General features: G+C 64.1%; 20 protein-coding genes. 13 read left to right on the top strand and 7 right to left on the bottom strand.

The window, feature by feature from the left end:
• Positions 1-38: 38 nt before the first annotated feature.
• Positions 39-860: a helix-turn-helix domain-containing protein gene (locus tag P6U29_RS16155; RefSeq protein ID WP_407118491.1), complete on the bottom strand. Its 822-nt coding sequence runs from the start codon at positions 858-860 to the stop codon at positions 39-41.
• Between the two features lie 100 nt (positions 861-960).
• Here P6U29_RS16155 and P6U29_RS16150 point away from each other — a divergent pair, with 100 nt between their 5' ends.
• On the top strand, positions 961-1,191 hold the full coding sequence (locus tag P6U29_RS16150; protein ID WP_407118490.1) for a hypothetical protein: 231 nt from the start codon (positions 961-963) through the stop codon (positions 1,189-1,191).
• Between the two features lie 31 nt (positions 1,192-1,222).
• A complete protein-coding gene (locus tag P6U29_RS16145; protein ID WP_407118489.1) occupies positions 1,223-1,621 on the top strand; it encodes a hypothetical protein in 399 nt (132 codons plus the stop codon).
• Between the two features lie 129 nt (positions 1,622-1,750).
• On the opposite strand, the gene P6U29_RS16140 is transcribed toward P6U29_RS16145, so the two are convergent.
• Complete coding sequence (locus P6U29_RS16140) at positions 1,751-2,311, bottom strand: SET domain-containing protein (RefSeq protein WP_407118488.1); 561 nt, start codon at positions 2,309-2,311, stop codon at positions 1,751-1,753.
• Between the two features lie 163 nt (positions 2,312-2,474).
• On the opposite strand from P6U29_RS16140, the gene P6U29_RS16135 reads away from it, so the two are divergent.
• Entirely contained in the window at positions 2,475-3,080 is a 606-nt protein-coding gene (locus P6U29_RS16135) for a hypothetical protein (protein ID WP_407118487.1), read from the top strand.
• A gap of 18 nt (positions 3,081-3,098) precedes the next feature.
• Here the strand turns inward: P6U29_RS16135 and P6U29_RS16130 are convergent, their stop codons facing one another.
• Entirely contained in the window at positions 3,099-3,818 is a 720-nt protein-coding gene (locus P6U29_RS16130) for a TetR/AcrR family transcriptional regulator (protein WP_407118486.1), read from the bottom strand.
• Positions 3,819-3,924: 106 nt separating this feature from the next.
• On the opposite strand from P6U29_RS16130, the gene P6U29_RS16125 reads away from it, so the two are divergent.
• The 7 genes from P6U29_RS16125 (at position 3,925) to P6U29_RS16095 (ending at position 9,336) form a co-directional block, all read left to right on the top strand.
• Positions 3,925-5,322, top strand: a complete 1,398-nt coding sequence (locus P6U29_RS16125) for a carotenoid oxygenase family protein (RefSeq protein WP_407118485.1) — start codon at positions 3,925-3,927, stop codon at positions 5,320-5,322.
• 39 nt (positions 5,323-5,361) lie between these two features.
• Positions 5,362-5,646 carry a hypothetical protein gene (locus P6U29_RS16120; protein ID WP_407118484.1) on the top strand — a complete coding sequence of 95 codons (285 nt, stop codon included), beginning with the start codon at positions 5,362-5,364 and terminating at the stop codon, positions 5,644-5,646.
• Between the two features lie 76 nt (positions 5,647-5,722).
• The gene (locus P6U29_RS16115) at positions 5,723-6,298 is read left to right on the top strand and encodes a hypothetical protein (protein WP_407118483.1); all 576 of its coding nucleotides are present in this window, start codon (positions 5,723-5,725) and stop codon (positions 6,296-6,298) included.
• A gap of 12 nt (positions 6,299-6,310) precedes the next feature.
• Positions 6,311-6,865 (top strand): inner membrane-spanning protein YciB, encoded by a 555-nt coding sequence (locus P6U29_RS16110; RefSeq protein WP_407118482.1) that lies wholly within the window; start codon positions 6,311-6,313, stop codon positions 6,863-6,865.
• A 104-nt stretch (positions 6,866-6,969) separates the two neighbouring features.
• The gene (locus P6U29_RS16105; RefSeq protein WP_407118481.1) at positions 6,970-7,266 is read left to right on the top strand and encodes a hypothetical protein; all 297 of its coding nucleotides are present in this window, start codon (positions 6,970-6,972) and stop codon (positions 7,264-7,266) included.
• A 14-nt stretch (positions 7,267-7,280) separates the two neighbouring features.
• Positions 7,281-8,201, top strand: a complete 921-nt coding sequence (locus P6U29_RS16100; protein WP_407118480.1) for an SH3 domain-containing protein — start codon at positions 7,281-7,283, stop codon at positions 8,199-8,201.
• Positions 8,140-9,336, top strand: a complete 1,197-nt coding sequence (locus P6U29_RS16095; RefSeq protein WP_407118479.1) for a DUF3616 domain-containing protein — start codon at positions 8,140-8,142, stop codon at positions 9,334-9,336. The genes P6U29_RS16100 and P6U29_RS16095 overlap by 62 nt, the downstream gene beginning before the upstream one ends.
• Before the next feature lie 53 nt (positions 9,337-9,389).
• Here P6U29_RS16095 and P6U29_RS16090 read toward each other — a convergent pair whose 3' ends face one another.
• Positions 9,390-11,057 carry a fumarate hydratase gene (locus tag P6U29_RS16090; RefSeq protein ID WP_407118478.1) on the bottom strand — a complete coding sequence of 556 codons (1,668 nt, stop codon included), beginning with the start codon at positions 11,055-11,057 and terminating at the stop codon, positions 9,390-9,392.
• A 212-nt stretch (positions 11,058-11,269) separates the two neighbouring features.
• On the opposite strand from P6U29_RS16090, the gene P6U29_RS16085 reads away from it, so the two are divergent.
• The 3 genes from P6U29_RS16085 to P6U29_RS16075 all read left to right on the top strand — a co-directional run bounded on the left by P6U29_RS16085 (position 11,270) and on the right by P6U29_RS16075 (position 13,008).
• Positions 11,270-11,743, top strand: coding sequence for a hypothetical protein (locus P6U29_RS16085; protein ID WP_407118477.1), 474 nt, complete (start codon positions 11,270-11,272; stop codon positions 11,741-11,743).
• Between the two features lie 299 nt (positions 11,744-12,042).
• On the top strand, positions 12,043-12,216 hold the full coding sequence (locus P6U29_RS16080) for a hypothetical protein (RefSeq protein WP_407118476.1): 174 nt from the start codon (positions 12,043-12,045) through the stop codon (positions 12,214-12,216).
• Between the two features lie 117 nt (positions 12,217-12,333).
• A complete protein-coding gene (locus P6U29_RS16075) occupies positions 12,334-13,008 on the top strand; it encodes a methyltransferase family protein (RefSeq protein ID WP_407118475.1) in 675 nt (224 codons plus the stop codon).
• Between the two features lie 28 nt (positions 13,009-13,036).
• Here P6U29_RS16075 and P6U29_RS16070 read toward each other — a convergent pair whose 3' ends face one another.
• The 3 genes from P6U29_RS16070 to P6U29_RS16060 form a co-directional block, all read right to left on the bottom strand.
• Complete coding sequence (locus P6U29_RS16070) at positions 13,037-13,744, bottom strand: glutathione S-transferase (protein WP_407118474.1); 708 nt, start codon at positions 13,742-13,744, stop codon at positions 13,037-13,039.
• Positions 13,745-13,925: 181 nt separating this feature from the next.
• On the bottom strand, positions 13,926-14,603 hold the full coding sequence (locus P6U29_RS16065; protein ID WP_407118473.1) for a lectin: 678 nt from the start codon (positions 14,601-14,603) through the stop codon (positions 13,926-13,928).
• A 143-nt stretch (positions 14,604-14,746) separates the two neighbouring features.
• Positions 14,747-15,748, bottom strand: a complete 1,002-nt coding sequence (locus tag P6U29_RS16060; RefSeq protein ID WP_407118472.1) for a Tim44 domain-containing protein — start codon at positions 15,746-15,748, stop codon at positions 14,747-14,749.
• Positions 15,749-15,762 lie beyond the last annotated feature (14 nt).

Raw genomic sequence — 15,762 nt, 5'->3', positions numbered from 1 at the left:
GCCGATTATGCGAGCGCCGCGGCGCGCTGTAAACGCCGCTATCGCAGCCCGGCCGCCATCTGCTTCAGCCGCTCGGCGGTGCGCTCGTCCGCTGGGAAGAAGGTCTCCAGCGCGAGCTCCGACAACGTGATGTCCACGGGCGTGCCGAACACCATGGTGGTGGAGAAGAAACTAAGGATCTCCCCGCCATGCCGCAGCTTGAAGGGGATCGCGACATTGTCGCTCGATAGCGGCGTAGATCGGGCCGGAATGGGATAGCTCTTGAGATCGTTGTAGAGCTTGATCAACTCGGGATCGGCCGTCGCCTCGCATTGGCGGTGCAGCCGTTCCAAAAGGTGTCCGCACCATTCGGCGAGATTGGCCGTGCGCGGCGCCAGCGCCTCGGGATGAAAGGCGAGCCGCAGCACGTTGAACGGCTGGCCGAGCAGACGCTGCGGGATGCCCTCGAGCAGCGGCGCCACCATGCGGTTGGCCGAGACCAGGTTCCAGTGCCTGTCCACCGCAAGTGCGGGATTGGGCTCATGCGCTTTCAACACGAGGTCGATCGCCTGACGGGCTGATTTCAAGGCGGGATCCTCCAGTGGGCGCTGCGGGAACGCCGGCGCGTAGCCGGCGGCGACCAGCAGCACGTTGCGTTCGCGCAAAGGCACCTCGAGACGCTCGGCGAGTCTGAGCACCATGTCGCGCGAGGGCGCGGCGCGGCCGGTCTCGACGAAGCTCAGGTGCCGCGCCGAGATCTCGGCTTCGCCCGCGAGATCGAGCTGGCTCATGCGGCGGCGCTGCCGCCATTCGCGCAAATGATCGCCGATATGAATCGGCTGGCTGCGTTCGGTCCGTGCTGTGGATGCATGTGCGTTCATGACCGAAACCTAACATGCGGATTTCGGCCCTTCCATTACCCACGAGGTAATCGAAATGAGGTGCCGGCGCGCGCATCCTGGGTCGCAACAGGAGAGATCCATGATTGCGCTGCTGCTCTACCGGACCATCGCAGACCACCTCGTCCCCTGGGCCATGAGCTTCGCCACGCGGATGCTGGCCCGCAGCCTCAACATGCCCGAGCCCTTGGTTCACTCGACCGGCGACTATGTGGTCGCACAGGTCGTCGCCTTCGAGCACGGCGTCGCAAAGGGCCTCTGCCCGTTCCGCCTCGCCCGCCTGCTCCGCGCCTGGTGGCGCGGACTGCATTGAATTCCACCCAGCCCAAGCAAGGAGACCTACGATGATCGATGCATCCACCTTCCTGCGCCGCGCGCTTCTCGCCGATACCATCTTCAGCGGCGTCGCCGCCCTCGGCTTCACTTTCGGTGCAGGCACGTTCGCGGCGATGTTCAACCTGCCCGAAGTGCTGCTGCGCGAGACAGGCCTGTTCCTGATCGCCTACACCGCCCTGGTGGGCTGGCTCGCCTCGCGGGCCACGGTGGCGAAGCCGCTCGTCCTGCTGGTCGTGATCGGCAACGCGGCCTGGACGGTCGGCAGTATCGCGCTGCTGTTCTCGGGCGCGGTGTCGCCCAACCTCGCCGGTGAGCTCATGGTCGTAGCCCAGGCGGTCGCGACCGGCGTGTTCGCGGAGCTGCAATATGTGGGATTACGGAAGAGTGCGGGTGTGGTCGCGGCGTGAGGCTCGCTCGTCCCCTCACCACGCGCCGTCGTCGCCCGGCCGACCCAGTATTCCAGAGGCCGTCGTTGTATGCGGAGGTGCTGCGGCGTACTGGATGCCCCGGTCAAGCCGGGGCATGACGGCGGGAAGCTACGCCCGCGCGCGGCCGTTGGTCTTGCCGACAGTGTGGCCGTTGAGCTTCTTCTTTTTGGCCGCTTTTGCCGGCGCTTTTTTTCCCGCTTTGCGCTCGCCACGCGCCTTCACCTTGGCGCGTTCGGCCCGCGCCTCGGCGCGCAGCTTCTTGCGCTTCCTCTCGCAGGACTCGCACTTGCAGCCGATCGGCTTCAGATAGGCCTTGAAATAGTCGGTGCCGTAATCGTAGTTGATCTCGTCGCCCGGCTCAATGTTCTTGATGGCCCGGATATAGACCTTGCGCTCGCGCGGCCGGACATCGGACTCGGCGTTCGGCCGGCACGAATGATTGATGTAGCGGGCGAGGTTCTTGCGCACGGAGCCGTCGATGGTCCAGCGGCCGTTGAGCTCGAACAGATACTTGTTCTCGATCTCGTCCTGCTCGGGAATCCGCGAGTCCAGGATCGGTCCGAAATAGCGGATGATCCGGGTGCCCTTTTTGATCGGCTTGGTGGCGAAGAGGCCGAGCCCGGTCTTGGAGCGGCCGACGCGATAAGGTTTGTTGGACGTGGCTGGCATGATCAAGGGAATGAGAACGCGAACAAGGCCGGATCGGCTTAAAGCGAAGCCGCTCTTCTAGAACGATTCCGCGCCGCTGTCAGGTATATCCCGTCATTGTTTGAACCTTGCCCACAATCAAGACGTCTGATGGTACGGAGTTCCCACTGCCTCGAAGCCGCATATGAACCGCATTACCGGCACCGGCTTGGCTATCTTGATGACTTGCATCGGCCCAAACAGCGCCGACGCCCAGCCCATAGGCAGCACCTACACCTCGACGGCACCGAAAGATTGCCGCCAGATCGGCAAGCCCAGCGCGCTCGACGGCAGCACCACGCGGCTGTGTCCGGGCAAGGACGGCCTGATGGTGCTGATTGCCGAGGACGATCTTCGCGAGACCGTGTCGGTCGGCCGCAATCGTAAGCAAGCCGCCGAGGAACCGGCGGCCGAGGTCTGGTTCGCGCCGTTCAATTCGTCGGAGACCACCGTCGAATGGCGCGCTGCCGGCGCAAAGCCGTTTGCGATGATCCAGCGCTGGCACATCGCCGACAACGGCGATCCTGACAGACAGGGGCGGCCGAACACCAAGGCCATGCTCGTGGTGACCCGGCTGCCGCCAGGTCCGGTCTGTCATGTCGCCTATCTCGATGCCTTCGCCAATCCCAACGCCAACGAGCTTGCGCGCAAGGCCGCGGACGATTTCGCCCGCGACTTCACGTGCGGCAAGGACGAGGTGAAGATCATCGGCTCGCGCGGCCGCGCCGTCGAGCTCGCGACCATGCGCTAGCCTTCGGTTCAACAGCCGCTACACGGGAAGTTTTGAGGTCACCGGCGCCGTCAGCATCGCCTCGAGCAGACGCTCCGCCGTCGTACCCTCGGGTAGCCGCTCGAGGATGTCCTCGAGCCGGCCGTCGAGCAGCAGCATGGTGAAGCCATGCACCATCGACCAGGCCCGCGCGATCGCGGCGCCCTGCTCTAGCGTCAGCGTATCGCCGCTGATCCGCTCCTGCCGCATGGTGGCGATGGCATTCGCAAGCCCGGCGAAAGAGGCTTCTGCGGCCTCGTGCAGCGACGGCCTGGAATAATCGAGCCGCTCGGTCCGGAACATGATGCCGTACATGCCGGGATGGGCCTGGGCATAGGCGACATAGGCTTTCGGCCGCGCCAATGCGCGTTCGAGCGGCGAGGTCGCGGCCTCGCAGGACGAGGCCATCGCTTCGTTGAACTGGCGGAAGCCGACAGCCGCAAGCTCGCTGAGCAGACCGGTGAGATCGCCGAAATGGTGCGTCGGCGCGGCATGCGAGACGCCCGCTTCGCGCGCCACCGCGCGCAAGGTCAGGCCGGCAAGCCCGTCGCGCTCCAGCACCCGTTCGGCGGCCTGGAGCAGCGCTTCGCGCAGAGCGCCGTGATGATACGGCGTCTCGGTCGTCGCGCGGCGTGCCGGACGCGATGCCGCAGTCGATGTCGTTCTTCTGGGGGCACGCGAGCTTCGCGCCGCTTCGCCCTTGGTATCGGTCTTGCCCATTTGCAAGCTATATGACGCAATATTGACAGTGTAAAGATTTTGCTTGACGAAAGCTGCGATCAGCTCTATCCGATCTTTACGATGTAAAGATGAGGGAGGATACGCCGTGCAGCACGACGCCATGGCCGAGCGCCGCAACAATATCGCGCCGATCCCGTTCGAGGCCGACGCACCCTTCCTGAAGATCGTCGGCGAATTGCCGCGCGAGTTGAACGGCACGCTCTATCGCAACGGCCCCAATCCGAAGTTCGATTCGCCTGGCGCGCACTGGTTCGTCGGCGACGGCATGCTGCACGCCTTTCATCTCGAGAACGGCCGCGCCAGCTACCGCAACCGCTGGGTCCGCACGCCGAAATGGCTCGCCGAGCACGACGCCGGCCGCGCGCTGTTCGGCGGCTTCGGCCGCAAGCTGCCGGATGCACCGGCCAACCTGACCGACGGCGGCGTCGCCAACACCAACATCATCTTCCATGCCGGCAAGCTGCTGGCGCTAGAAGAAGCCCATCTGCCGACCGAGATCGAGCCAGGCACGCTGGCGACGCGCGGCTATTACAATTACCAGGGCCGCCTCGCCGGCAGCTTCACCGCGCATCCGAAGATCGATCCCGTGACGGGCGAGCTCGTGTTCTTCGGCTACAATGCCGCAGGTCCGTTGACCCCTGCCCTCTCCTACGGATCGATCGACGCCACAGGCAAGGCGACGCGCTTCGAGCGGTTCGACGCCCCCTATGCCAGCATGGTGCACGACTTCATCGTCACCGCGAACCATGTGCTGTTTCCCATCCTGCCCATCACCGGCAGCATGGAGCGCGCGATGAGCGGACGCCCGCCCTATGCCTGGGAGCCGGACAAAGGCGCCTATGTCGGGGTGATGAAGCGCAGCGGCACGGCGAAGGACATCGTCTGGTTTCGTGCCGAGGCCTGCTACGTCTTCCACGTCATGAATGCGTGGGAGGACGGCGACCGCATCGTCGCTGACGTCATGCAGTTCGAGGAAGCGCCGCTGTTTCCGCATCCCGACGGCCGGCCGACGGATCCGGAAAAATCGCGCGCTCGCCACTGTCGTTGGACCTTCGATCTCTCAGGCAATACCGACCGTTTCCAGCAAACATATCTCGACGATCTCACCGGCGAATTCCCGCGCATCGACGATCGCCGCGCCGGGCTGAAGAGCCGCCACGGCTGGTACGCCTGCGCCAATCCGAAGCTGCCGATGTTCGGCGCGCTCTCAGGCATCGTCCATGTCGACGGCAACGGCAGGCGGCTCGGCCATTATCTGCTGCCGGTCGGCGACACCATCTCCGAGCCTGTTTTCGTCGAGCGGTCGAAAGATGCGGTCGAGGGCGACGGCTGGCTGCTCGCGGTGGTCTGGCGCGCGCGGGAGAACCGCAGCGATCTCGCCGTGTTCAATGCCACCGACATCGAGGCCGGCCCAGCCGCATTGGTGCAGCTCGGCCACCGCGTGCCCGACGGCTTCCACGGCAATTGGGTGGGAGCGGCGTAGCTCTCGTCATTCCGGGCTCGCGCTGAGGCGCGCCCCCGAATGTCGAAAGAGGAGTTTTCCGTACACATGCCCTCGATCTCCGCAGACTGCCTTTCCGTCCTCGCCTTCACCGGCGCTGCACTCGCTTTTCAGATGATCCGGTTGCAGCGGAGCCGCCATACCGTCTTCAACGGCGGCATCCTGCTCTGCCTCGGCCTGCTGGCCGCCGCCGCGCTGCCGCTCTTGTCGCGCCTGCCCTGGGCAGAATTGGCCGACGAAGCATCCGACCAAGTCGTTGCAGCACTCCATCTTTTGGAGGTCGCCTACGTTATTTTGACGCTGTAAAGATTTTGCTTGACCCGGTTTCGCCTCTGAACTATTGATCTTTACATCGTAAAGATTGGCCTGATCGAGGCGGCTCATGACGATTTTCCTGATCCTCGCGCCCTATGGCGCTTTCACCTTCCTGATGCTGGTGACCTCGGCCATGACCAGCGTGTTCGCGGCCAGCGCGATCTGTCTTGCTACCATCGCGATCGATGTGGTGCGCGGCCGCTCGGTCAAGATCCTCGCGGTAGGCTCGGCCGTCATGTTCGCGGCAATCGGCCTCTCCCTCGCGCTGTTCGACCCCGCAATCGATACGCTCCGCATCAAGCTGTTGGTCGATATCGGCATGTTCCTGATCTCGCTCGGCTCGATGCTAGTCCGCCATCCCTTCACGCTGCAATATGCGCTTGAGTCGGTGCCGGCCGAGACCGCGGCAATGCCGGGCTTTCTCCGCGCCAATTACATCATCACCGCCGCTTGGACAGCAGCAGCGCTGTTGATGGCGACCGCCAATCTCGTGCTGCTCTACGTCCCCGGCCTGCCGCTTTGGTCGAGCCTTGCGGTCGCCTTCGCCGCCCGCAACAGTGCGATCTACTTCACAAAGTGGTATCCCGAGTATCGCCAGATCAAGTACGGTACGCCCGCCCGCGCTCTTCCCGACGCCCGCTGAACAGGATCGACGATGAAGGACGTATTCGCCCGCCTCGCCTCCGACTTCCTCTCCGCTATCGTCTTCCTGGCCGTCTACCTCATCACCGACAACGTCATCCTGGCGACGTCGGTGGCGATCGCCGGAGCGATCGCGCAGGTGATCTACGCCCGCGTCAAGGGGCAGCCGCTCAACTACATGACCTATGCGAGCCTCGCGCTGGTCGTCGTGCTGGGCACGGTCACGCTGCTGACCAATGATCCGCGCTTCATGCTGGCAAAACCCTCGATCGCGCATTTCGCGATCGGCCTCATCATGCTCAAGCGCGGCTGGATGTTGCGCTACATGCCGCTGATCGTCGCCGAAACCGTTCCGGAATATGTCACGGCTGCAGGCTATGCCTGGGCGGGGCTGATGTTCGTGATCGGCGCCGGCATGATCTTGGTCGCCTCCACGGGCGATCTGAAGCTGTGGGCGTTCTACATCACCGTGGTTGCCGGCGGCACCAAGATCCTGGCCTTCGCCGTGCAGTATGTGGTGCTGCGCCTTATCGTCACCAGCCGCCGGCGCGCCGCCGCCCGCGCCTAAATGCCCTATCGCAGGGTTAGGCAGGGACTGCGAGTTGGGCTATAGGCTCGCTCCGGACGGCCGCGGATCGTCGCGGACCGCCGAAATTTGTTCGGGAGACGGGAATGGCCGTAGACGGCAACTGGAATCTGACCATGACGACGCCGATGGGCGAGCGCCAGGCGACGCTGAGCCTGACGGCTGCGGACGGCACGCTCACGGGCACGCAGGGCGCGGAAGGTAATACCGCCGAGATCTTCGACGGCACCGTCTCTGGCAACAACGTCTCCTGGAAGGTCTCGATTACCAACCCGATGCCGCTCACGCTCGAATTCACCGGCACGGTCTCCGGCGACAGCATCAGCGGCGAGATGGGCGTCGGTCCGATGGGCAGCTTCCCGTTCACTGGCGCGCGGGCGTAACGCACGCCGCGCCGATGCGTACGCTTCGTCTCATCGCGGCGACAATCCTGTATGTTGCGACACAAGCGGCGCGCGCCGATGACAGCGAACCAGCGTGGCGCGCAAGCGCGCTCGCCCTGGTGCCGACGGGCTATGTTGCCGGCACCGCTTATCGAACCGAAGGTTCGACCGGCTATCTCGCGGTCTACCCCGCGACATCCAACGATCCGAAGACACCGGAAAGCGCCTTTGCGGCGCGCCAGGCTCTGGTCGTCACGCTGACGGCGGATGGGACGCGGGCAACGTCAGCCGAGCTGAAGCCGCGCACCGAGCCGGATCCTGACAACGACGACAACGATTTCGCCAGGCTGCACGCCGAGCTGGCCGCCAAACGCTCGACGCTGCCTGATGGCACCGAGCCGTGCGATCTCGGCGCCTGGTCCATCGACAAGGACCCCAGCGGCCTCAACGTGCGTGCCGAGCCGTCGGTCAAGGCGCGCGTGCTCGGCACCTTGCCGCCGCCCTACCGGCTCAAACTTGGTGGCGCTGAGAACACGCCCGAGGGCGGCTGGCTGACTGAATTCCGCATCATCGGCTTTAGGGACGGCTGGTTCCTGATCGAAGGCGCTAGGCCGCCCGGCAAGGACTATGAGGACGAGAAGCGATATCCGCGCAGCGCGCCAAAGCCCTATGCCGGACGCGGCTGGGTTGCGTCCAATAAAGTCGGCGCGAATTACGCCAATGGCTACACGCGCGCGGGCGGTCTGTTTCAGGCGCCTTTCATCGACGCCAAATGGACGCCCGCCCAGCGCGAGCTCGGCGGTCCGATTGACGGCGACGGCGGGCCGAAGCGCCTGCTCGCCTGCAGCGGCCATTGGGGCCTAGTCGAGAGCCATGACGGCGTCCGCGGCTGGTGGCGCGCGTTGTGCTCCAACCAAGTCACGAATTGCAGCTGACCCAAGCGAGCGCTCCGCGACATTCTCTCCCTTGCCTTTTATGCAATTCAGGATTGTATCCGGGGATGACGCCCGGGAGGCAAAAATGTCTGATAGCATCGCGCGTTTAACTCACCGATCAGTGTCCGCGGCGTTTGTCTGCACTCTCTTGGTAGCAACCATGCCGGCCGCGCGCGGCGAGCATTTGCCGCCGAAGGTTGCTCCGGAGGCAACGACCTGGAAGCCCGCCTCGATCTTTGAAAAAGACAGCAACGACGAGCTCAAGAAAAAGCCGCGCATGAACCTGAGCGGCGCAGCGTGCGTCCCGACCACGCCCAAATTCACGTCATGCCTGATTGCCAATGACGAGAAGAAATATGCGCAGTTCTTCTCGATCGAAGGCAACCTCCTCGTTCCGAAGGATCTCATCCGGCTGTCGGACGATGACGACGACCCCGATGCCGAGGGCGCCGCTTATAGCGAGGGCTTCTTCTATGTGACCGGCTCGCATGGCCGAAGCCGACACAGCGACGAGAAAAACCTGTCGAGTTACACCGTGTTTCGGATCGCCGTGGATCCGAACACCGGAGCTCCCAAGACCAAGCCTAACGCCGAAAGCGTGGACGGCGTGGAGGCGAGCTCGCGCCTGCGCAAGGTGCTCAAGAACGACGACCTCGTCGAGGCGTATTTCGACGAGCCGCTTGCGAAAGGTGGTATCAACATCGAAGGAATTGCAGTCAGAAACGACCGCATGTATTTCGGACTGCGAGGTCCTTCGCTGAAGCGTCACGCCTACGTCGTCAGCGTCGATGCAAATGCGCTCTTCACCAAGCATGACGATCTCAAATCCGACACCGCCGCGCTCGAACTCGGCAAGCATACCGGAATCCGGGATCTCGCCGTGGTCAGGGACGGTCTGCTGATACTCGCAGGCCCGACGCGCGAGGAAGAGGTTCCCTATACCATCTGGCTGTGGGACGGGCGCAGCGAGACGGCTGCCAAGCCATTGGCTACCCTTGATCTGAGCAAGGTGGAGAAAGGCGCCAAAGCGGAAATTCTGCTTCCCCTCGAGGAGGACGCCACCAGCTTTCGCGTCCTCGTCATGTTCGACGGCGTCGAAAACGGGGGCGCAATATCGTTCAGGATCAAGCGCTGAGCGCAGGCCGCGTCGTCCGCCGGTCCGGGAACGCCGGACGACGCTGAACCCGATCAGCCCAGATTCAACTCCTTGAAGAAGTCGTTGCCCTTGTCGTCGATGATGATGAACGCCGGGAAGTCCACGACTTCGATGCGCCAGATCGCTTCCATGCCGAGCTCGGGATATTCGAGCACCTCGACCTTCTTGATGCAGTGCTCGGCGAGGTTCGCCGCGGCGCCGCCGATCGAGCCGAGGTAGAAGCCGCCGTATTTCTTGCAGGCCTCGCGCACGGCCGGCGCGCGGTTGCCCTTGGCCACCATCACCATCGAGCCGCCCGCGGCCTGGAACTGGTCGACGAAGGAATCCATGCGGCCCGCGGTGGTCGGACCGAACGCGCCGGAGGCGTAGCCCTCGGGCGTTTTGGCGGGACCAGCGTAATAGACCGGGTGGTTCTTGAAATAATCCGGCAGCGGCTCGCCCTTCTCCAGCCGCTCGCGCAGCTTGGCATGGGCGCTATCGCGCGCGACGATCATGGTGCCGGTCATCGAGACCCGCGTCTTGATCGGATATTTCGAGAACGTCGCCAGGATGTCCTTCATCGGCTGGTTGAGATCGATCTTGACCACCTCGCCGCCGAGCGACTGCTCGACCTGCGGCAGATATTGCGCCGGATTGTGCTCGAGCTCCTCGAGATAAACGCCGTCCTTGGTGATCTTGCCGAGCACCTGGCGGTCGGCCGAGCACGACACGCCAAGCCCGATCGGCAGCGAAGCGCCATGGCGCGGCATGCGGATCACGCGCACGTCGTGGCAGAAATATTTTCCGCCGAACTGCGCGCCGACGCCGAGCGACTGCGTCATCTTGTGGATTTCCTTCTCCATCTCGACGTCGCGAAAGGCATTGCCGTCGGGCGAGCCGTGAGTCGGCAGCGCATCGAGATAGCGGGCAGAGGCGAGCTTCACCGTCTTCATGCAAAGCTCGGCCGAGGTGCCGCCGATGACGATGGCAAGGTGATAAGGCGGGCACGCCGCGGTGCCCAGCGTCAGGATCTTTTCCTTCAGGAAAGCGAGCAGCCGGTCCTTGGTCAGCACCGAGGGCGTGGCCTGGAACAGAAAGCTCTTGTTGGCGCTACCGCCGCCCTTCGCCATGAACATGAACTTGTAGGCGGCCGCTGAGTCCCCTTGGCCCTCGGCGTAGATCTCGCACTGCGCCGGCATGTTGTTGGCGGTGTTTTTCTCTTCATACATCGAGAGCGGCGCCACCTGCGAGTAGCGCAGATTGCGGCGCAAGTAAGCGTCGCGCGCGCCCTCCGACAGCGCCGCCTCGTCGTCACCGTCGGTGATGACGTTGCAGCCCTTCTTGCCCATGATGATCGCAGTGCCGGTGTCCTGGCACATCGGCAGCACGCCGCCGGCCGCGATGTTGGCGTTCTTCAAAAAGTCCAGCGCGACGAACTTGTCGTTCGGGCTGGCCTCACTGTCCTCCAGGATCGAGCGGAGCTGCTTCAGATGGCCGGGGCGCAGATAATGGTTGATGTCGCCAAAGGCCGCCTCCGACAGTGCGCGCAGCGCCTCGCGTGACACCACCAGCATGTCCTTGCCGAGCACCTTCTCGACCTTGACGCCCTCGGACGAAATCTTCTTGTAGGGCGTCTCGTCCTTGCCCAGCGGGAACAGCGGGGTGTGCTTGTAGGGCGGAACAGGCTTGGACTGGTCGGGAAAGGCGGTGGGAGCGTTCATGGAGCGGATCTCGGGGTTTTGGGCCCTCGCGGGGCCTCTCAGCATAGAAGCGTTCTAAGCGCATTTTGGCGAGAAAAGAAAGGGAGCGGTGCGCATCGGAGCGGCAGGCCGGGCTCGGGAAGGCATTGGCACAGCTCGTGGAAATGCCGTTGCCCGCCCTTGCGCTTCGCGTCCGCCGACGCTTGAATGCGCGCCCTAAGGGGCTTTTCATCATGATTTTGCAACTGAACGTCCGCGGCGCGATCCTGGTCGCCGCCGCCATCACCGGTCTTGTGACCCTCTCCTCGCCTGCCCGCGCCGATCGCTGTGACGACAGCGCCAAGGAGCTGGCGAACCAGATCGACCGCCTCAAGGTGAATTTCCGCGCTGCCAACGTCGTCTATTTGACGCATCCGGCGGCCAAGGAGCTGTCCGTGGGCTGCCGTGGCGACAAATACTCGATCGAGCTCTACGCCAAGGGTGATCGCAAGCCCAAGCCGGAGTTCTATGCGCTGGTCGGATCGATGGCAGCGATCGTCTTCACGGTGACGAAGGACGACACCACGACGGGCGCGACACGCTGCCTGAAGCGGATGGGCCTGCTGCGCGGCGACAAGGTCAATATGCGCTATCGGCGGCTCAACATGGAATGCACGCGCACCAAGACGGAGGCTTCCATCGCCATCACGCGCGGCAAGGACGAATAGGGCACGCCTCGCTTTTGCACCCGGCGCGGTGCATGTGTGGCGCGACGCTGCCCACCACGTACACTGTCATTGCGAGCGAAGCGAAGCAATCCAGTTGTCTCCACGGAGGGACTCTGGATTGCTTCGTCACAAGAGCTCCTCGCAATGACAAGGAGAGGTTTGCCATCGCTCTCATCCAGCGTGGACGAAGGAACAGCTCTCGCTACACCCCCAATCCCTCGCATTTTAACGATTGCCTTGAAGGAAATTTCGCTCCTCGCAGGGCAGGCTCGATTGTTCCCATGTGTGAGGATTTGCGAATGAAGGTTTCCACCGTTGCGCCGCCGCCGATCGCGATCGTGGTACCAAACTACGACACGACCAAGCAGCAGGACGATCAGACCAAGGTCAAGGACGAGGATCCGACCTTCAAGCCGCAGCCGCCGGTGCCGCTGCCGCCGGGTCAGGGCACACGGATCGATCAGCTCGCCTGATCAGGCTTGCCAAGGCTGAAAGCGCCCGATCCGCTCGATCGGGCTTTTGGCGCGTCCGGCCGCATCTTTGCCGGATAGCGGAGCTATGTTGTGCGCGCTTGAGCTTGGGAGCTGCGCATGATCGCACGCCTCTTGCTGCAGAACACGATCTTCACCGTCGCGACAGGCGCGCTGCTCTTCGCGTCCGCCGGCACGCTGCATTGGCCTTCGGCCTGGGTGTTCCTCATCACCTCCGCCCTGCTTGGTCCGCTCTGCGGCTGGTGGCTCTACCGGCTCGATCCGGCGCTGCTGGCGGAGCGTCTGCGTCCGGTCATCCAGAGGGACCAGCCTCCGGCCGACAAGGGCTTCATCACGGCCTTGATCGCGGCGATGCTGGCGTGGCTAGTCGTGATGGGACTCGACCGACGTTGGCTCGCGTCCGACATGCCGATTGCCTTGCAGGTGCTCGGCTTCGTGCTGTTCCTGCTCTGCACGCTGTTCACGATGTCAGTGTTCCGGGAGAACTCGTTCGCAGCACCCGTGGTGAAGCTGCAAGCCGAGCGCGCGCAGCGCGTGATCTCGACTGGCCCCTATGCCCATGTGCGCCACCCCATGTACAGCGGCATGATCCTATTCTTCGCCGGCCTGCCGCTGCTGCTGGGCTCGTGGTGGGGACTGGCGATGGCACCGCTGTTCCTCGTCCTGCTCGTCGTCCGCATCCGTATCGAGGAGCGCACGTTGCGCGAGGGCTTGCCGGGCTACACCGACTATGCGGCGCGGGTGCGCTATCGCCTGATCCCCGGCGTCTGGTGAGCGCACCTCACCTTCTGCACGAAACCGGCTAACTATCCAGCTCGCGATAGCGTCGGAAGATACCCTGCTCGTTGAAGGGAATGCGGCGCTCGCTTTCGAGATAGGCCTTGATGTTCGGCCGCGCGGCGATGCGGTCGTGCAGACCGGCAAGGCCCGGGACATCCGCTTCGAACGCCTTCATGCGCTTCGGAAACGCATAGCGCAGCCCATCGACGATCTGGAATAGCGAGAGGTCGACATAGGTCAGGCGGCGACCGGCGACATAGGTGCCGCCGCTCTGGGCGAGAAGCTGCTCGAAATAGCCGAGATATTTCGGCACGCGCTCGTCCCAGAACTCGGCCGTGCGCTTCTTCGCCGGCGCCTTCTGATCCTCATAATAGAGCGAGGGCCCGAGCGGATGATGGGTGTCGTGAATCTCGACCACGAGATCGGTGATGGTGAGCTGGAGCTGATGCACCCAGAGCCTGCCGGCTTCCGTCTTCGGCGCAAGCCCATGGCGGGCGCCGAGATAGAGCAGGATGTTGGCGGTTTGGCCGATGACGAGCTTGCCCGCTTTCAAGAACGGCGGCGCAAAAGGCGGCGTGCCCTTATGCGCGTCCATCATCTTCATCATCGCAGCCGTTCCGCGCGGACCGCGCGCGACATCGACGTAAGCGGCCCCCGCCTCCTCCAGCGCCAGCCGCACATATTCGCCGCGGCCCTGAATCTCAGGCCAGTAGTAGAGCTCGTATTTCATGGGAGACAGTCCTTTGAGACGCGCGCGGGACAAGCCTAGCACGCGACGCAAGTTCCGTCGTCATGAGGCGGAACACCGGCCCCGCGCGTCATTGCCAGCGCACGCGAACCAATCCAGAGTCTTTCCGCGGAGACAATCTGGATTGCTTCGCTACGCTCGCAATGACGGAGGAGAGAGCGCCTCAATTCGACGCGAAGCAATACAGCAGGCCGTCGCCGCCGGTGCTCTTCAAATCGGCCTGCGAGCAGCCGCCGTCAGGACCGCGCGAGGCGTGAGAGCTGTTCCAAGATTTCGAAGGCTCGTCGTCGCGCAGGCCCTTGCGATCGAAATGGCCGACCATCGCGGCGCCTTGCGTGCTCGACGTCCAATTCTTGCAGGTGCGATCGTCCGGCCCGGCAAACGCGGTGCCGTCCGGTTGCGATCCCGTGAGGATGTCGTGCCGGTTCGGCTGGTCACCGGCACCATTGATGACTTCGCCCTTTTCGCTGAGCGCGGTCTGCTTGGCGAGATTGTTCGCGCCGTGCAGCTCGGCGACGTCCTTGGCGATCACCGCGCCCTTGGCGTTCTGCCACGGCCCCTTGCCGATGCGGTCCTTGGCGTTGACGGCCGGCTTGCCATCGGCGGCCTGCGTCGAGAGATAGGCGCGCCAGGTCTTCGTGCCGGCGCCGGCGGCCTGAGCGAGCTTCTGGCACTGCGCATCGGCTCCCTCCAGCCCGCCAAGGTCGGCGCCCTTGCCCGGGCCGCTGGAGGTCACGAAGAACGTCATGTCGGCCGACTGCGCGTGCACGGATGGCGCCGCCAGCAGCGCCAGCGTGAGCGCGAGCCCTGAAATCGCTATCGGTCTCTCGATACGGATCATGTTGTCCTCCCAGGCATGTTTTTCGTTCGCCGTCTGACTTCAACCCGAGGCCGGCCCGCTTATTCCGAGGCCGCGCTTCGACACGCCCAAAGAAAAAGACGCCGTGCCGGAGCACGACGCCTTCGTCTTCAATCTGCGAGCGATCAGTTGGTCTGCTGGATCGCCGACAATTCCCAGCCCGTGCCCGGCCGTCGGGCAAAGGTCCAGATCTCGGTCGCCTCGCCCGGCTGCTCGCTACCGGCAACGACTGCGCCGGTGTTGCGGTCGACCGTCTTATCGGTGAGCGCGAAGCGCAGCGCCACCGTGGCGTACTCGGTCTCGCCTTCGCGCCAGGATTCCGCGAGGTCGCCCTGCAACAATTTCACGTTGGTGACCTTGTTGACGACGTTGCGCGAGCGGTTCTGCGCAAGATCCTGCTCGAAATAGGAGACCATTTCCGGCGTCGCGAGCGTGTGCAGCTTGGACACGTCCTCGTTCGACCAGGCGGTCTGGATCTCGCCGAGCAGGCGCTCGAACGCCTCATAGTCATCCGGCTTGATCTCGAGCGGCGCGTTGTTGGCGCCGAAGCCGAAGCCGCCAAGACCACCAGCAAGACCGCTGCGATAGTTCGTCTGCGGTCCGGGCGCTGCGCCGGCGTCAGCATTGGCATAAGCCGCTCGCGGGGCGTGACGGCGCTGCCACCAGGACATTGCCAGCCGCACCACCAACACCACGAGCGCGATCTGGATGATCAGGCCGAGGATCGAGGACAGACCGCCGAGGCCACCGAACAGGCCGCCGCCGAACAGCATGCCGAGCAGGCCGGCACCGAGGAAGCCAGCCGCAAGGCCGCCCAGGAATCCGCCGCCGCGGCCGAACAGGCCACCGCGCGCAGGCGCGGAAGCAGCCGAATTCATGCCTGCACCCGGCTGGGTATAGGTGCGGTTGAACTGCGAGGTCGAGCCCGGCGCGGTTGTGGTCGAAGGCGGTGCCGAATAGGTGCGCGAACCGCGCGAACCCGACGACATGCCGCCACCAGCGCGCGCGTCGGCGGACGAGATCGCCAGCGCGGTCGGCAGCGCAAGCGCCAGCACGACGGCGATCGTCTTGAAGAGATTGCGGGAGCGTAGCGAGAAAGTCATGTGCGTTTCCCAAATCCCCGGCATGGGGACGTGCGCCT

Source organism: Bradyrhizobium sp. LMG 9283, from assembly GCF_045571415.1.
Lineage (GTDB): Bacteria > Pseudomonadota > Alphaproteobacteria > Rhizobiales > Xanthobacteraceae > Bradyrhizobium.
The sequence above is the reverse complement of the archived record's forward strand: the minus strand, read 5'-3'. Positions and strand labels throughout refer to the sequence as shown.

Excerpts from the sequence above, each read along its gene's own strand:
- P6U29_RS16150 (WP_407118490.1), top strand. The coding sequence starts at position 961 with ATGATTGCGCTGCTGCTCTACCGGACCATCGCAGACCACCTCGTCCCC.
- P6U29_RS16120 (WP_407118484.1), top strand. The coding sequence starts at position 5,362 with ATGTCGAAAGAGGAGTTTTCCGTACACATGCCCTCGATCTCCGCAGAC.
- P6U29_RS16110 (WP_407118482.1), top strand. The coding sequence starts at position 6,311 with ATGAAGGACGTATTCGCCCGCCTCGCCTCCGACTTCCTCTCCGCTATC.
- P6U29_RS16130 (WP_407118486.1), bottom strand. The coding sequence starts at position 3,818 with ATGGGCAAGACCGATACCAAGGGCGAAGCGGCGCGAAGCTCGCGTGCC.
- P6U29_RS16075 (WP_407118475.1), top strand. The coding sequence starts at position 12,334 with ATGATCGCACGCCTCTTGCTGCAGAACACGATCTTCACCGTCGCGACA.
- P6U29_RS16100 (WP_407118480.1), top strand. The coding sequence starts at position 7,281 with ATGCGTACGCTTCGTCTCATCGCGGCGACAATCCTGTATGTTGCGACA.
- P6U29_RS16085 (WP_407118477.1), top strand. The coding sequence starts at position 11,270 with ATGATTTTGCAACTGAACGTCCGCGGCGCGATCCTGGTCGCCGCCGCC.
- P6U29_RS16145 (WP_407118489.1), top strand. The coding sequence starts at position 1,223 with ATGATCGATGCATCCACCTTCCTGCGCCGCGCGCTTCTCGCCGATACC.
- P6U29_RS16140 (WP_407118488.1), bottom strand. The coding sequence starts at position 2,311 with ATGCCAGCCACGTCCAACAAACCTTATCGCGTCGGCCGCTCCAAGACC.
- P6U29_RS16070 (WP_407118474.1), bottom strand. The coding sequence starts at position 13,744 with ATGAAATACGAGCTCTACTACTGGCCTGAGATTCAGGGCCGCGGCGAA.
- P6U29_RS16065 (WP_407118473.1), bottom strand. The coding sequence starts at position 14,603 with ATGATCCGTATCGAGAGACCGATAGCGATTTCAGGGCTCGCGCTCACG.
- P6U29_RS16090 (WP_407118478.1), bottom strand. The coding sequence starts at position 11,057 with ATGAACGCTCCCACCGCCTTTCCCGACCAGTCCAAGCCTGTTCCGCCC.
- P6U29_RS16105 (WP_407118481.1), top strand. The coding sequence starts at position 6,970 with ATGGCCGTAGACGGCAACTGGAATCTGACCATGACGACGCCGATGGGC.
- P6U29_RS16095 (WP_407118479.1), top strand. The coding sequence starts at position 8,140 with ATGACGGCGTCCGCGGCTGGTGGCGCGCGTTGTGCTCCAACCAAGTCA.
- P6U29_RS16060 (WP_407118472.1), bottom strand. The coding sequence starts at position 15,748 with ATGCCGGGGATTTGGGAAACGCACATGACTTTCTCGCTACGCTCCCGC.
- P6U29_RS16135 (WP_407118487.1), top strand. The coding sequence starts at position 2,475 with ATGAACCGCATTACCGGCACCGGCTTGGCTATCTTGATGACTTGCATC.
- P6U29_RS16155 (WP_407118491.1), bottom strand. The coding sequence starts at position 860 with ATGAACGCACATGCATCCACAGCACGGACCGAACGCAGCCAGCCGATT.
- P6U29_RS16080 (WP_407118476.1), top strand. The coding sequence starts at position 12,043 with ATGAAGGTTTCCACCGTTGCGCCGCCGCCGATCGCGATCGTGGTACCA.
- P6U29_RS16115 (WP_407118483.1), top strand. The coding sequence starts at position 5,723 with ATGACGATTTTCCTGATCCTCGCGCCCTATGGCGCTTTCACCTTCCTG.